Source organism: Aureimonas sp. OT7, from assembly GCF_014844055.1.
GTDB classification, from domain to species: domain Bacteria; phylum Pseudomonadota; class Alphaproteobacteria; order Rhizobiales; family Rhizobiaceae; genus Aureimonas; species Aureimonas altamirensis_A.
Genome location: NZ_CP062167.1, coordinates 3,361,530 through 3,376,503 on the forward strand (window position 1 = coordinate 3,361,530; position 14,974 = coordinate 3,376,503).

Sequence of the window (14,974 nt, forward strand, 5' to 3'; positions counted from 1 at the left end):
GGGGTGATATCATGTCCGCCATGTCCTCCATCGCCCTGGCCATCGCGGCCAGGCACGCAACCCGCGTCGATCCTGCACTGCCCCGCCGCGCCGACCCGACGCGTCCCTGGGCGATCCTGGCCAAGTGCCTCGGGACATTCGCCATCCTGACCATCTACGTGCCGCTCGTCTGGCTGGCTGTCATGTCCTTCACGGTCAACCCGCTGGCCGGCGTCCCCTACCCGCTGACCTTGGACAATTATGCGGCGCTCGGCACGGACGAGCGCTGGCTGCCGCCGCTCGCCACGAGCATCCTGATGAGCCTGGCGGTGGCCGTCGCCTGCATGGTGCTGGCGACGCTCGTCGCACGCAGCCTGACCCGCATGCCCAATCCGGGCGGCCCGCTGCTCTTGACCCTGCTGCCGCTCTTCGTACCGGGCCTGACCATGGGCGCTGCACTCTTTATCTTCCTGCGGACCATGCTTGGTCTGACGCTGGGTTTGTGGTCCATCTTCCTGGCGCAGCTCGTCTGGGCGCTGCCATTCTGCATGCTGCTCGTGCTCGTCGTCGCCAGCCGCTTCGACCTGCGCCTGCTCGACGCGGCGGAGGATCTCGGCGCTTCGCCCTGGCGGCGCTTCCGCGACATCGAGATGCCCATCCTTCGACCGGGCATCTACGGCGCCGGCGTCTTCGGCTTCCTTCTGTCCTTCAACGAGCTGCCGCGCTCTCTCTTCGTTCGTGGCCTCGACACGACGATGCCCATCTACAACTGGGCAATGGCGGCCTCGCAGCAGTCGCAGGTGCCGATCATCTTCTCGCTCACTACGATCCTGCTGGCCATCACCCTGCCGGTGATGGGCGGCTTCTTCTGGTTCCTCTTCGTCAAACTCGATCGCGACTGACCTACGGGCAAAGGACAATCTTCATGCTGGACAAACAGGCTGGCGGCGAGCGCGCCAACTATTCCCTCGAGGATATGGACCGCAACAGCGTCGTGCACCCCCTGACGTCGATCGCCGACTTGCGCACGGCAGATGCCAAGATCATGCAATCGGCGGCGGGCATGACCCTGACCGACAGCAAAGGTCTGCAGATGCTGGATTGCTCCGGCGGCATGTGGTGCGTCAACATCGGCTACGGCCGGACCGAGATCGCCGAAGCGGCGCGCGAGGCCATCGAGAAGCTGAACTACTGGCACTTGTTCGGCGGTGCCTCCAACGAGGCCACCATCCGCTTGTCGGATCGGATCCTCGGCCTGTTCCATGATCATGCCAACGCGCCGCAGATGGCACGCGTCTTTTACGGAACATCCGGCTCCGACGGCAACGATACGAACTACAAGCTCGTGCGCTATTATGCGACGCTCCGCGGCAAGCCGGACAAGAAGAAGATAATCTCGCGGCGCGGCGGTTACCACGGGCTGACGGTTGCCGCGGCCACGTTGACGGGCATCGAATCCTACCACAAGGCGTGGAACCTGCCCTTGACGGACGTTGTCCATACCGAGTGCCCCCATTACTACCGCTTCGCCCGGCCGGGCGAAAGCGAAGCCGACTTCTGCGACCGCCTGATCGGCGAGCTGGAGGACATCATCGCGCGCGAGGGCGCCGATACGATCGGTGCCTTCATCGCCGAGCCGATCATGGGCACCGGCGGCGTCCTGGTGCCACCGGCCGGCTATTTCGAGCGCGTGCAGGCGATCCTCGACGCGCATGACATCCTACTGATCGTCGACGAGGTCATCACCGGCTTCGGGCGGACGGGCCACTGGTTCGGGACTGGCCTGTTCCACCTCAAGCCCGATCTCGTCACCCTGGCCAAGGGCATCACGAGCGCGTATTTCCCCATGTCCGCCAGCGTCATTTCTGGGCGCGTATGGCAGGTGCTGGAAGAGACGTCGCCGCAGGTCGGACCCTTCATGCACGGCTTCACCTATTCCGGCCATCCCGTAGGCGCGGCGGTCGCCATGGCCAATCTGGACATCATGGAGCGCGAGGGCCTGGTCGCCAACGCGCAGGCCGCCGGCAGCCATTTGATCGCCGGTCTGCGCAAGCGGCTGGCCAACCACCCCTTCGTCGGCGAGGTCCGTGGCCATGGCCTGATGATCGGCGTGGAACTGACTGCCGACCGGGCCACCCGCCGGCCCTTCCCGCCGGCCTCCGGCGTGCACCGCCTGGTCGTGGCGCGGGCCCAGCAGATGGGGCTCATGGTGCGTGCGTCGCCCTTTATCGAAGTCGTCGCCTTCTCGCCGCCATTGTGCATATCGATGGCGCAGTGCGACTTGGCGATAGAACGATTCGGAGCCACGATGGACGCCATGATCGGCGAACTCGCGGGCCACGCGAACGCCGCCTGACATCAGTCTGGCGCATGGGAGGGCATGACGAATGGTCGGGGATAACCTGACGGCGCTGCTGGCGATCATGGTCGCAGGCATTCTGCTGGCCATCCAGGCGCCGGTGAATGCGGGTCTTTCACGGGGCGTGGGAGATCCGTTCTTGGCGGCAGCCATCTCCTTCGCCGTCGGGCTGGTGGTGCTTGCGGCGATGGTCAGCCTTCGCCAGGCCTGGCCCTCAGGCCTCGGCGTACTCGGCCAGCTTCCCTGGTGGTCATGGACGGGTGGCCTGCTCGGTGCATTCTACATGGCCATCGTCATCTGGTTCGTTCCGCGCGTGGGGGTCCTGTCCATGGTCGGCGCCCTGGCGCTGGGTCAGATCCTGGCCGCACTCTTGATTGACGCTAACGGCGCCTTCGGGCTTCCGATGCGGGAGCTGTCGATGCAGCGCATCGGCGCGGCGCTGCTGATACTTCTCGGAATCGTTCTGTCGCGGGCGGGATGAGCAAAGTGAAGATGGCGACCATCGATCCGGATTTTGATGAAACCGATCTGCAGTCGAGTAACAACCCTACTCTTGCGCAGCAGATCTACGCGTCACTGGAAGAGGATATCCTCCTCGGCAAATGGCTGCCAGGGTCGCAGCGCAGCCTTCGAAAGCTTGCCTCTCAGTTCGACACCAGCATGCAGCCCGTCCGGGAGGCGGTCGGCAAGCTGGTTGGCGCTTCGGCGCTGGAGATCGAGCCCGGCCGAAGCGTCCGGGTGCGCCGGCTGGAGCGCGGCGAGGCCGACGAAGTCTGGGCAATGCGCATGCTTCTGGAAGGGGAATCCGCGGCGCGCTTTGCCCAGCGCAACGTGCCGGAGCAGGCTCGCCAACTGTACCGGTTTACCGATCAGCTCCGCGAAGCCTACGACGAGAGGGATGTGCTGGCCTCCATGCGCTCAATCCTCGACTGGAACCTCGCTTTGACCAACGGCGCGGACTCTCCGTTGTTGGCCGAAACGATTCTTCAGCTTCGGCTTCGCTACGTTCCCTTCATCGCGCAGACCCTGGCGCTCGATATCCCCTTCGATCACGATTTCATGCAGTTTACCCTGCATATCCAGGACGAACTCGTCTATGCCATCGAAACGGGGGATTCCGCATCCGCCCGCCATCTGCGCGCATCGGACCTGCGTTCGTTTCAACGATACCTCTATTCCCGACGCGGATGGTGACGCCGCTCGCTACAGCAGCCGGATCGGCATGGCCACGCTCAGTCTCTCGGCCATCGTAAATCCGTACCACTACCGCACGTCGACGGCGCCGAGGCTGGCTGTGACCGTCAGCCGGTGCATCTCGATGCACAGCGCCGTCGGTGGCTTGGCCATCCGCGTCCGCATGACGAGGGCCCGCACGGCCGCCAGATCCATGACCATATCGCCGATCCGACCGGTCGGCGAAAAATTCGTGCGCGGACACCCTGTCAGGCTTTGATGAGCATCAACGTCCGTGCGCCGCCGGCGCTGTACGCGAGGGCGGTCAGGAAGCCCATGCGGAACCATCAGGCCGAGCTTGATGAAAGCGCCACACCACAGGCCGTCATAATCCGCGTGTCGGGGCTTCAAGCACCTCCTCCGCTACCACTTCAAAATCCTGAAAAATCACGGCTCTCATCGCGCATAGCACGCGCGCCAATGCCGGAATCCCGCATGACCGGTTTGCGCAGGGGCCATGAGACGCCGAACCGATGACTTCAGCAGAGAATCGAAATGATCTCTGCCTCGCCCGCACCGGCGCGAACGATTTCTCCTACTTCCCTGCCGACGAGTTGACGCGCCAGCGGAGACAGATAGGAAATCCGCCCCTCGCCGGGATCGGCTTCGTCGATGCCGACAATCCGAAAGACTTGAGTTTGACCGCCGGGGCGCCGGATCGTAACGGCATTCCCGAACTGGACGACATCGCTGTCCTCCTGCGGGATCACGACTTCGGCCGTCGAGCGGCGAGCGCGCCAGTAGCGCAGGTCGCGCCGGATCATGGCGACGGCGATCTTGTTGCCAGCGGACTGGGCCGCATCCAATTGGGCCTGGCCGGCCTCGATCGCCTTGTCCAGCATCTCGAGGCCTCGCACGGTGACGAAGTTGGGATCGGTGCCGAGATCGCGCTCGGGCAGACTTTCGACCTGCTCTTCGTTCGGCTCCTTCACGAACGCCACGCTCATCGCCTGCTCCTTTCCGCACCGCCATTCCGAGGATGCTGCCCTTACCTGACATATAGGGACAAGAGACGTAGCCCGGCAGGGTTGGTTGGATAATTCTCCAGCCCGTCCGTCCATCTCGACCTTCCTGAGGACCGCTTCCAGGATTGGCCTTGGAGCCCGCTGATCTTCGGAACGCTGTCGAATTCTACACGTTCGAACTGCAATCGAAGCGGAGGATACGATGGCAACCTGGACACTCGGCGATATCGCGGAAAAAATGGCCGATATCGATTTCTGCATGCTCGCCACGCAAGAGGCGGGATCGTCGGTCACGGGCCGGCCGATGAGCAATAATGGCGACGTGGACTATGACGGGGACTCCTGGTTCTTCGCCTACGAACAGTCGGCCAAAATCCGGCAGCTCGAGGCGAATGACAACGTCACCCTGACATTCGCCGGAGCAAAGCGACTGCTTGGTGCACCGGGCGTCTTTCTATCCGTCGAGGGGCGCGCGGAACTCGTCCGCGATAAGGCTGCATTCGACGCGCACTACCACAAGGGGCTGGACCGCTGGTTTCCCCAGGGCACCGACACGCCGGGGATGATCCTGATCAAAGTAAAGGCTGGGAAAATCCGCTACTGGGACGGCGAGGACGAAGGGACCGTGGCCCTCTGACAGCAGTGGCCTTTTTGCTTGGCTAGGATTGTTCAGATCGGCCCATGCCGCCGCATCGGGCGGCATGGACCCCTCATTCGTCGCTCCGTACGAAAAACGGCGAGACCACCCAGGTTGTCTTTAAGCCGCTTAGAACTTGTAGGAAACGTTCACTTTGAACGATCGACCCGGCTCTGAGTAGTAGGCATCGGGTTGCGTCCGGGCCAAAGGAACGCTCACCGCGTCGTAGTACTCCTTGTCGAATATGTTGAACACACCCCCGGCCACCTTCAGTCCGGGAACTTGCTTCGGCGCGTACCAGGCGGTGAAATCCGCGATACCGTAGCCCGGCGCCACAAACCCGGTATCGTCCACACGATCGCGGCGGGACGCGAGTTTGGACGAGAGTTCGGCGCCCCATTGCTCCCGGTTATAGGCAAGACCGAGGATGGCCGTCAGCGGCGAAACCGAATTGAGCCACGTATCGTCCGTGCGGTTGCGTCCCTCGGTGTATGCAACCTGGACACGGGCCGTCCAGTAGTCCGCGAAGTCGACATGGCCACCCAGTTCCACCCCCGAAATGCGCGCATCCGGAATGTTGTAATAGGATGAGATCCCGCCGAGGGGATATTCCCCGCCTGGCGGTGCGAGTTGGACCGTGTCTATGAAATTCTCGTAGTCGGTATGGAACAGGTTGATGAAAGCGCCAAAGGTTTCGCGCTCCAGCTTCAGGCCGATGTCGAAGCCGTTGCTCGTCTCGGGATCCAGATAGGCGTTTCCAGTGCGCAGATACGTTCCGGGGGCGCCGAAACGCGAATAGAGCTCTCCGACGGTCGGCGCGCGGAAGCCTTGCGTCCACTGGCCGTAGGCGGTCAGTTCCGGCAGAAGATCGTACTCGACCAGCACCTTCGGAGACCAGGCTGAGTCCGAAGAGGAAGGCGGCAGGGTCCCGTCGAAATCCGCGTTGCGTTCATACTCCGGCGTCAACTTCGGCTTTTCTTCGTACCAGTCGAAGCGCAGGCCGGGCGTTACGCGAAGCCGGCCGTCATGGAGACCGATTTCGTTCTCGGCAAAAAACGCAACCGAGCTGCCGTCCACCTTAGGGGTGTCGGCCTGGTTCGTATGCAGGAAGTTGCACGCCATGATGTCGCCGAAGCCGCGCGGCCGATCACAATTGTCGTAGCCGGCCGAATATTGCGTGGTCTGCGATGTACGCAGCTCGGTGCCGAATATCAGCCGGTTCGCCGATTGGCCTAGGGTCCAGTCGCGTGCTGCATGACCATTGAAGCCGAACGTCTCTTCCTCAATTTCGGCGGTGCGTCCATACGGCCCTATCACGGAGGTAAAGCGATAGGCATCGGTCGTCGACAGGCGCTCCACGGACTGCCAGTAAAGGGTCGCCGACGCGTCGTCGATCAAGCCCGCGCCACGCTCCGGCGCCTGATAATCATAGGTCAGTCCAATGCGCTCGCGCTTGACGTCCTCACCAGTGAAGTAGCTGCCCGCGCGGAAGTTGCCCGTGGCGCTCTGCGTCAGGACGTCGAAGTCTTCCGAACGCTTGAACAACTCTCCGAGCAACCCGATACGATGGCCCCCCTCGATCTCGTGATACACCTTACCGAGCAGGTTGTACTGATCGTAGTCCTCGGGGTTTGCTTCCGTGCGGAGTGTCCCGATGCCATCATTGTCGCCGCGCGTCTCGGTTTGATGCCCCTGGCGGTACCCCCCTTGCAGCAACACAGAAGTTGCTCCGGCTCGTGCTGCAGCCGCGCCGGTGGTGAACCAGCTTTCGTCGGCGGAATCGTAGCCGCTCTTGATGAAAGCGCCGACGGGGCGACCTCCCAGAAGGTCGCCGGGCTCGAGCGTGCGTAGCGCCAGGACCCCGCCCAGGGCTCCCGAACCGAGCAGCGGATCGGCGCCACGCGTCAGATCGGCGGCCGACACCGTATTGAAGTCGAAACTGTCCGAGCCGCCACTGGCGCCACGTGTCGCGTCGGCAAGATAGGGAACACGTATTCCGTCGATCGTCGTGAGAACGCGCGGACCTTCGAGGCCGCGAATATTGATCGTTCTGGAGCTGCGGTTGAATGTTACGCCTGCTTCCTGCCGTCGGCCCAGATCTTCGATGGAATCGATCTGGCGGCTTTCGATCTCGGCGCGCGTCGTCGTCGTTGTCGTCGCTGTGCCGGCCGGGGACGACGCATCGGTCGCGCCCTGGATGATCACCGTGCCCAAGGCCACTGGAGACTGCTCGGAAATTTCCTGCGCGCCTGCGCTGCCCGAAAACAGCACAATGAGAGCGGTGCCCGCCGCGAGATGGTGACAAGAGCGCCTTAGAGACATGGCTCGATCTGCCCAACAAGATTAGAACGAAAATAGATTGGAATGTTTCGATTCTAAATATAAGAATCGGAATAAGTAGTGAATAATCGAATGGCAGATGCAATTCAAACAATATGTACTTAATAATCATTCTAAGAATGATTATAATGCTTTCTGGTCTTGAGTTTCCAGAAGCCGGAAGGCACCGTCCGCATGGCTTTGCCATGCCTGCTCATACGATGATTTTGACGCCTCTCACCCAACCACTGGCGGTTGATGCCGACCAGATCGAGTGCGGCGACAACTGGATTGACGGCGATGTGAATCTGACCGTGTATTGGGTGTCGCAACTCGTCGAAGGTTTTCAACATGTCCATACGCACGCTTACGCTCGCAGCGGTTCTCGGATTGGGTCTTGGATCGATTGGCCATCTCGCAACGACCGCCTGGGCCAACCAGCCGGAGATGGATGCCGCAATGTCCGAACTGCGCTCAGCGCTGGACTCGCTGAGGGCCGCAGAGCCCAACAAGGGCGGGCACCGCGAGCGGGCGATAGAACTCGTCGAGCAGGCAATTGCCGAAACGCAGGCTGGAATCGATTACGCCGCCGGCCAGTAAGCGTCGCGCGGGAGAGGTTGGCGCCGGCACGAAATCGACGCGCCGGTGTCGCTCACCCCGGCGGGCCGACGGCCCTGCGGCCAGCCGGGACGTCATTTGTGCCGACAGTTAGTTGTCAACAAAACTATTATCGGGTGCGCATTTGCGGCACGGATCCGGAGTTGGCAGATGGGCAAGGCAGACGAGAAACTTACGCCGTTAGAGGCCGAAGCCGCGGGCCATTATGAAGCGTATCCAGGACGCGGGTGGCCCCCTCGCCTACTGCATCGGCTATATCAACCACATCGCGCGGCTGAAGGGTGACGGGGCGTTCGTTGTCATCCGCGAGCGGACGGCCTCTTTTCCGAGGATGGCGGTGCAGCTTGCCGCGGCGGGAGCGGCCCATGCCGCCCGGAAAGAAGGCGTGGACGAGGAAATGCGGAGCAAGGCCGAGGCGTGGGCGCGGAATGCGTGGATCCACGCAGCCGGACATTACGTCGACCAGCCTTCCGGAGGTGATGACCCCGAAGTCGTAGAGCATCCAAATGCCCAGTCGATGGCGATGATCCGGAAGGGAGCCGACACCCGCAAGGCGAAGGCCGCCGAGCAATGGGACCGCCTGATCGGCAATGGCGTGGACAGCCTCATGACGCTCGCGCTGGCTGGCCACGAGGCCAGGAAGCCGGTTACCCGAAAAGAAGGATTGATCGCCCTCGCCACTCTGGCCGGACTGGTGCTGGCGATCATAGGCTATGGTGCGTCCCACTGGTACCTGTCTGTAAAGATCACGGCGCCTTACGAGACAGAGGAAGGCCTGCAGCAGCGCCGGGACGCGACAGACCGGGTCATCGCATACGACAAGGTCATGTCCTGGACCCCGCGCAGAGGGGGCATCTTCAAGTTGTTTCTCGATTGGCCCATGTCCCCGACCACGGACGAGGAGGCAGCGTTTATCGAGTTCGCCACCGACATCATCCAGTTCAGGCGGGGCATGATCGAGGAACGCCTGATCTGCGGCGATGCCGAGGTGAGCGATGATCAGGCCATGGGCATCGTGGAGGACGTGAACGACGGTATCGACCTCCACGACAAGACGCTGGAGCCATTTACGCGGGCGCAGTCCCTGATCATCGGAGCGCTCTCGAGATTGTATCCCCTGCCCTGTCGCTGATGTCTGACTGAGGTTTTCGTCTGGAGCGGAGCTCGGCCCGGAAGACGCTACGCTGACAGTTCCTTTCGGACGATCTCCGCGCCCGCGCTAAGCGCCCGAAGCTTGCCGCTGGCGGTCTGCCGAGACAGAGGGGCCATACCACAATTGGTGCAAGGGTAGAGTTTATCGGCATCGACGAATTTGAGGGCCTTGCGGAGAGTTCCCGCGACTTCCTCCGGCGTTTCCACTGCCTCACAGGCCACGTCGATGGCGCCCACCATCACCTTCTTGCCCCGCAGAATCTCAAGAAGATCCATCGGCACATGCGAGTTGTGGCATTCGAGCGAGATCAGGTCGATGCTGGATTGCTGCAATTTGGGAAACGACTCCTCATATTGCCGCCATTCCGAGCCGAGCGTCTTCTTCCAATCGGTATTGGCCTTGATCCCGTAGCCGTAGCAGATGTGCACGGCCGTCTCGCATGTCAGGCCTTCCACCGCCCGCTCCAGGGCGGCAATGCCCCAATCGTTGACCTCGTCGAAGAAAACGTTGAATGCCGGCTCGTCGAACTGGACGATGTCGACGCCCGCGGCCTGAAGTTCCCGCGCCTCTTCGTTGAGGATCGCGGCAAACTCCCAGGCCAGCTTTTCGCGGCTCCTGTAGTGTGCGTCGTAAAGCGTATCGATCATGGTCATCGGACCTGGCAGGGCCCATTTGATCGGCTGTGTCGTATAGCGCCTGAGAAACCTGGCGTCGTCGACAAACACGGACCTGGGGCGCGACACCGCGTCGACGACGGTCGGCACGCTCGCGTCATAACGGTTGCGTATTCTGACGGTCTCGCGCTTCTCGAAGTCGACACCATCGAGATGCTCTACGAACGTCGTGACGAAATGCTGACGGGTCTGCTCGCCATCGCTGACGATGTCGATTCCGGCCTGCTGCTGGTCGGCCAGCGACAGGCGCAGCGCGTCCTGTTTCCCTTCCGCCAAATCCTGATCGTGCAACCTCCAGGGTGACCAGAGTTTCTGAGGTTGCGCGAGCCAGGACGGCTTGGGGAGGCTGCCGGCGGTGGATGTGGGTAGAAGCTTTTTCACGATGCGGGGCTTTCGATCTCGGGACATTAGGCTGCGTTGCCGAAGGACCATTCCTCAAGAGCGGTCCGGTGCGGTTTGATGAGGGTGTCTTCGATGAATTTGCCCTGCTCCAGGGCCAGGCGGCTGCGCTCTTCCCGATCGTAGACGATACGGGTCAGGGAATAGTCGTGATGGTTCAGGCTGGGCCGATAGATTGCCCCCGCGGCGGCATTGGCATTGTAGATTTCGGGACGGTAGATGCGCTGGAACGTCTCCATCGTGCTGATCGTCCCGATCAGTTCCAGATTGGAGTAGTCGGAAAGCAGATCGCCAATGAAGTAGAAGGCCAGCGGCGCGACGCTTCCCGCCGGCATGAAGTAGCGAACCTCCATGCCCATCTTGCCGAAGTACAGATCCGTCAGCGAGCGCTTGTCCTGCCGATACTCGACCCCCATGACGGGATGGCGATTGTCGGTCCGATGGTATGTCCTGCCGGTGGACACGCTGATGCAGATGACGGGCGGCTTGCTGAAATGCGTACGGTACGTCTCGGAACGCAGGAAGCTCGTGAACATACGCCCGTGCAGGTCGCCGAAATCGGTCGGAATGCTGAAGTCCGATCGACCCCTGTTATGCTCCGGCAGCGCCACGCTAAAGTCGAAATCCCGCAGATAGGATGAGAAGTTGTTGCCTACGATTCCGTCGACGGGCCGGCCGGCCTTGCGATCGACGATGGTCGTCTTGAGGACTTCGATCAGGGGGAAGGCATCCCCCGCGCCCAGCGTGCCGAGGGTCAACGCAACGGATACGATCTCCAGCTCGACCGAATAGCGATCGCCCCCTGGATTGTCCCACCCGGCCAGTGCGTTGAACCGACCGTCGATCATCCGCAGTGCCCTGCGCAGATTTTCCTGGCGGTTATCGCCTCTCGCCAGATTGGCGAAGTTGGTGGTGATGCGCGTGCCTTCCGAGGGGACGTAGTCCTCGTTGAAAGGGACGCTCCTGACGGAGAAATTGAACTTCTGAGACATGCTGTGCCCCGTTCGATCTGGGGGCATGGGTCAGCAGACGCATAGCATGAGGGGCCGCGACGATGCGGCTTCCGCTACGGCACACTGGGACACCCCGCCCGTGGACGTTGTTTTGCTGAAGGCAGGTCTCCTGGCTTGCGGCTCACCACTTGCGTCCGTCTTCCCAGGCAGAACCCAGTGACATGCTGGACGCAAGCTCACCGCTTACAGTTGCGGGGGCAGCGCCGGACTTTCCGCATGGACGGATCACCGGCTTCCCTCTTAGCTCCGGCGCGTCGCAGGCGACGACCGGAGACCTTAAGCCTGGCAAGCCTGCTGCATCGGGCTGATAGAGTCAAGTGGATATAAGGATATCCTTATATCCTGGCGTCACCATGATCCTGTTCGGCCAGACTCCTTCGCCCTCACGAGTAGGAGGCAGCACGTTCGGACGCCGGCGCTTCGACGGACTCCACCGTCAGGCGATGGGTCCGCCCGTCCCGGGCCGTCCAGTTGATGGACTGCCCGGCCGACAGGCCGATCAATGCCACGCCGATCGGCGTCAGGATCGAGACCTTGCCTTCTGCGATGTCCGCTTCGCCCGGGAACACGAGCGTGACATGCCGATCCTCGCCGAGGTCACTCGTAAACCGAAGGGACGAGCCCATGCGCACGACATTTGCGGGCAGCCGGCCATCCTCGACCATCTTTGCACGATCCAGTTCCGCAAGCAGTTCCTCGGCCACGGCCGGGTTGCGCTCGGCAAGGGTATCGGCCAGCCGCCAGAGCCGCTCGCTGTCGGTACGCGTCACGGTGATTGCCGGCTTGCGGTTCTGCCTGGTTGCCCGAGCCATCTGAATGCCCTCATGTCTGGCGCACGCGCGCAGAGGCGACGCGGCGCTTGTTATCTAAATCCGGGATTGCTGGTGTCGCTGCCGGCCCGATGTCCGCAGTGGTCGGAAACTGGCCTGTGCCCCACGACCGGGACGCGACAGGCCCTGGCCGGGGGTCAGATGCCCGCGATGGGGCACACCCTGAAAAATGCCAAGAGGGGGTGGTCGGTCGTCAACATGCCATAGACCTGGGCTCTAGCCCGCCTGAAGTCAAGCGAGAGCCCCCCTTCATCATTTTTGCAGAACTTGAGCATGGCGATTGACTTTTCGCTATGGCGCGTCCATATAGAGGCAGTGCAGCGCGTCCCCGAGAGGTTGATGCGCTCATGATTTTGGTGTTTCGTCCGACCACGGATGTACTGGCGAGTTGAGTCACCGAGATCGCACATCTCTGCAGAGAGCGCCGGAGCCGTTGGGTGAGATCCCCAGCGGCTTTTTCGTGTCCGGCCGCTTCGGGCCCGGCCGCCGGCAGTGGTTTTTGACCGCATGCCGGCGCCCGGCAAGCAGCCTCAACCCGCTGCGATCGCCTTGAGTATGTCGTCGCTCGATTGGCCGGTCAGATCCTTCGACAATTCGCCGATCAAAGCCTCCTTCAGCTTGGCGTGATAATGCTTTCGCATCTCGCCAAGCGCCCGGGGAGCGGCAATGATGATGAGGCTCTTGAGCTTGCCCGTCACGGCCCTGTCGTTCAGCTTGGCGACCACTCCGGCTACGAAGCCGTCCTCGTCCTGCGTATTGTCGTCGGGGTTCGCGGAACTGCTGGCGTGGCCGACACCGCCGCTCTTGTTATCGGTATCGATGTCGCCCGTGGCCACCGGCTTCAATTTGGGGTTCTGCTCGTCTCCCGTATTCTGGAAGAAGCTCAACTTCGCTCCATCGACCACCGCAACCATCGTGTCTTTGGGAATTCGCATTCTCATCTCCATCCTTGGACCAGACAGAAACGCGTTGACGTCCAGAACGCTCCCAAAATGAACCAATCGCCGTCTGCGGCCTTATAAGGGCACATCGGAATGTTCGACGCTTACGGCAGGAGAAATCGGATATGGACAAGAACCGTTTTGAAGGCACCGCCAAGGAATTCGGCGGCAAGGTTCAGGGCGCGTTTGGCGATGCGGTCGGATCGGACCGCCAATCGGCGGAAGGCCGGGTACGCGAGACCGAGGGCAAGGCACAGAACCTCTACGGACAGGGCCGTGACGCCGTCCGCGACGCGGCCGACGAAGCCTCGCGCTATGCATCGGACATTTACGAGAACGCCGGCGCTTACGCGCATGAAGGCCAGAAGGTCGTGCGACGCCAGGTTCAGGACCGTCCCCTGTCGTCCCTGCTGGTTGCCGGTCTCATCGGCTTTGCCATCGGCATCACCATGCGCGATCGCGGCTGAGAAATCACACGCCAAGGCAATGGCCCGCCGCACACCGCGACGGGCCTTTTTGCATTCTTTATCGAATGAACTCCTGGCGAAGCGGCGAGACCGCGAGCGCATGGGATGAGAAGCCCTCGTACAGCGCCAGCGTGTGCGCGTGTTTGGCCAGCAGCGGAAAGCCCGCCGCGGTCACGTAGCCGACGGAGCTGCGCTTGACGAAGTCGGTCACCGAAAGAGGTCCATAGGTGCGGGCCCAGCGGCTGGTGGGAAGCACGGCGTTCGGCCCAAGCCCGAAATTGGCGATGCTGCATGGTGTATGCTGCCCCAGAAGTATTTCCGACGCCTCGGTGATCCGGCCCAGATGGTCGTAGGGCTCCTTCGACAGTATCTCCAGATGCTCGGGGGCATAAGCGTTGACGAAATCATAGCTTTCCTCGACCGATCCGGTCAGCACGATGCCGCCCGTCGGACCCGTCAGAACCGCGCGTGAGAAATCCACGCGCTGAGCGCTCATCCGCGCCCAAAGGTCCGGCAGGGCGGCAAGGGCTTCATCTGCGACGCGGCGGCTGTGGGTGACGAGGTAGGCGGAGGAATCGGGCCCGTGCTCGGCCTCGATCAGGAGGTCCAGCGCCGCCAGGCCGCCATGGACCGTGTCGTCGGCGAAGATGATGGATTCCGAAGGGCCGGCGGGCAGCCCGGTGTCGAGGGTTCCGGCCAGCAGCCGCTTTGCCGCCACCACCCACGGGCTTCCAGGTCCAACGATCTTCAGGGCAGGCCTCACCGTTTCGGTACCGAAGGCCACGGCGGCCACCGCCTGTGCGCCCCCCACCTTGTAGACCGTTTCCACCCCTGCAAGCCGCGCAGCCACCAGCGTCGCAGCATCGACGCCGCCATCGGGGGCCGGCGGCGTAACGATGGCCAGATCGGGCACGCCAGCGACCACCGCCGGCACCGCCGTCATCATCGTCACCGACGGGAAGGATCCCTTGCCGCGCGGCACATACAGCGCCACCGAGCGAATGGGCGTGAACCGGTCACCGGCAAAGGCGCCCGGCCGGATCTCCTTCATCCACATGGTCTCCGGCTTCTGCTCCTCGTGGAAGCTGCGGATATTGTCGATGCCGAAGCGGATAGCGTCCACGACCGCCGCGTCCACCGCCGCGAAGGCAGCGTCAAATTCCGCGTCCGACACTTTCAGCCCATCCGCTGCCAGCCCTTCGGCACGATCGAATTCGCGCCCGAAGCGAACCAGGGCCGCGTCACCTTCCGTGCGCACCGCCTCGACGATGGGGCGCACCTTGTCGATGATCGGGGAAAGGTCGGCCTCGGAGCGCTTCATCAGCCGGGCGCGCGCGTCGGACGGAAGGGCGGCATAATCATGAAACGAAACTTCGGACATTGCAGG

Annotated in this window: 17 protein-coding genes and 1 riboswitch; of the genes, 8 read left to right on the plus strand and 9 right to left on the minus strand. The window is 62.4% G+C overall.

Translation table 11 applies throughout. The annotated features are described in order from the left end of the window. The first annotated feature begins 11 nt into the window (after positions 1-11). Genes IGS74_RS16105 through IGS74_RS16120 form a run of 4 tightly spaced genes read left to right on the plus strand, consistent with a single transcriptional unit; the run spans position 12 to position 3,532 of the window. Positions 12-881, plus strand: coding sequence for an ABC transporter permease subunit (locus IGS74_RS16105; protein WP_192387458.1), 870 nt, complete (start codon positions 12-14; stop codon positions 879-881). 23 nt (positions 882-904) lie between these two features. Continuing rightward, positions 905-2,335, plus strand: a complete 1,431-nt coding sequence (locus tag IGS74_RS16110) for an aminotransferase (protein WP_206688179.1) — start codon at positions 905-907, stop codon at positions 2,333-2,335. 31 nt (positions 2,336-2,366) lie between these two features. Further along, complete coding sequence (locus tag IGS74_RS16115) at positions 2,367-2,819, plus strand: DMT family transporter (RefSeq protein WP_192387459.1); 453 nt, start codon at positions 2,367-2,369, stop codon at positions 2,817-2,819. An 11-nt stretch (positions 2,820-2,830) separates the two neighbouring features. Beyond that, positions 2,831-3,532: a GntR family transcriptional regulator gene (locus IGS74_RS16120; protein ID WP_246723159.1), complete on the plus strand. Its 702-nt coding sequence runs from the start codon at positions 2,831-2,833 to the stop codon at positions 3,530-3,532. Between the two features lie 69 nt (positions 3,533-3,601). Here IGS74_RS16120 and IGS74_RS20435 read toward each other — a convergent pair whose 3' ends face one another. Next, a complete protein-coding gene (locus tag IGS74_RS20435; protein ID WP_281413010.1) occupies positions 3,602-3,733 on the minus strand; it encodes a hypothetical protein in 132 nt (43 codons plus the stop codon). A gap of 317 nt (positions 3,734-4,050) precedes the next feature. Further along, on the minus strand, positions 4,051-4,518 hold the full coding sequence (locus IGS74_RS16125; RefSeq protein WP_192387461.1) for a GreA/GreB family elongation factor: 468 nt from the start codon (positions 4,516-4,518) through the stop codon (positions 4,051-4,053). A gap of 220 nt (positions 4,519-4,738) precedes the next feature. Between IGS74_RS16125 and IGS74_RS16130 the strand changes: the two genes are divergently transcribed. Beyond that, complete coding sequence (locus IGS74_RS16130; protein WP_192387462.1) at positions 4,739-5,173, plus strand: pyridoxamine 5'-phosphate oxidase family protein; 435 nt, start codon at positions 4,739-4,741, stop codon at positions 5,171-5,173. Between the two features lie 129 nt (positions 5,174-5,302). On the opposite strand, the gene IGS74_RS16135 is transcribed toward IGS74_RS16130, so the two are convergent. Both IGS74_RS16135 and IGS74_RS16140 read right to left on the minus strand, forming a co-directional pair. Beyond that, positions 5,303-7,495 (minus strand): TonB-dependent hemoglobin/transferrin/lactoferrin family receptor, encoded by a 2,193-nt coding sequence (locus IGS74_RS16135; protein ID WP_192387463.1) that lies wholly within the window; start codon positions 7,493-7,495, stop codon positions 5,303-5,305. A gap of 131 nt (positions 7,496-7,626) precedes the next feature. Continuing rightward, entirely contained in the window at positions 7,627-7,845 is a 219-nt protein-coding gene (locus IGS74_RS16140) for a hypothetical protein (protein ID WP_192387464.1), read from the minus strand. On the opposite strand from IGS74_RS16140, the gene IGS74_RS16145 reads away from it, so the two are divergent. After that, complete coding sequence (locus tag IGS74_RS16145; protein WP_192387466.1) at positions 7,844-8,092, plus strand: hypothetical protein; 249 nt, start codon at positions 7,844-7,846, stop codon at positions 8,090-8,092. The two genes, IGS74_RS16140 and IGS74_RS16145, sit on opposite strands and share 2 nt — an antisense overlap. Positions 8,093-8,315: 223 nt before the next feature. Next, positions 8,316-9,242: a hypothetical protein gene (locus tag IGS74_RS16150; RefSeq protein WP_192387467.1), complete on the plus strand. Its 927-nt coding sequence runs from the start codon at positions 8,316-8,318 to the stop codon at positions 9,240-9,242. A 47-nt stretch (positions 9,243-9,289) separates the two neighbouring features. Here the strand turns inward: IGS74_RS16150 and IGS74_RS16155 are convergent, their stop codons facing one another. The 4 genes from IGS74_RS16155 to IGS74_RS16170 form a co-directional block, all read right to left on the minus strand. Next, complete coding sequence (locus IGS74_RS16155) at positions 9,290-10,318, minus strand: methionine synthase (protein ID WP_192391846.1); 1,029 nt, start codon at positions 10,316-10,318, stop codon at positions 9,290-9,292. A gap of 26 nt (positions 10,319-10,344) precedes the next feature. Further along, positions 10,345-11,328, minus strand: a complete 984-nt coding sequence (locus tag IGS74_RS16160) for a DUF1852 domain-containing protein (protein ID WP_192387469.1) — start codon at positions 11,326-11,328, stop codon at positions 10,345-10,347. A 102-nt stretch (positions 11,329-11,430) separates the two neighbouring features. Next, positions 11,431-11,643, minus strand: a riboswitch (cobalamin riboswitch). An 89-nt stretch (positions 11,644-11,732) separates the two neighbouring features. Then, positions 11,733-12,161, minus strand: coding sequence for a nucleoside diphosphate kinase regulator (rnk, locus tag IGS74_RS16165; protein WP_192387470.1), 429 nt, complete (start codon positions 12,159-12,161; stop codon positions 11,733-11,735). Between the two features lie 548 nt (positions 12,162-12,709). Continuing rightward, positions 12,710-13,114: a host attachment protein gene (locus IGS74_RS16170; protein ID WP_039192016.1), complete on the minus strand. Its 405-nt coding sequence runs from the start codon at positions 13,112-13,114 to the stop codon at positions 12,710-12,712. 131 nt (positions 13,115-13,245) lie between these two features. Here IGS74_RS16170 and IGS74_RS16175 point away from each other — a divergent pair, with 131 nt between their 5' ends. Next, a complete protein-coding gene (locus tag IGS74_RS16175) occupies positions 13,246-13,587 on the plus strand; it encodes a CsbD family protein (protein ID WP_192387471.1) in 342 nt (113 codons plus the stop codon). A gap of 58 nt (positions 13,588-13,645) precedes the next feature. Here the strand turns inward: IGS74_RS16175 and hisD are convergent, their stop codons facing one another. Further along, positions 13,646-14,968 (minus strand): histidinol dehydrogenase, encoded by a 1,323-nt coding sequence (gene hisD / locus IGS74_RS16180; protein WP_192387472.1) that lies wholly within the window; start codon positions 14,966-14,968, stop codon positions 13,646-13,648. Positions 14,969-14,974: the final 6 nt, after the last annotated feature.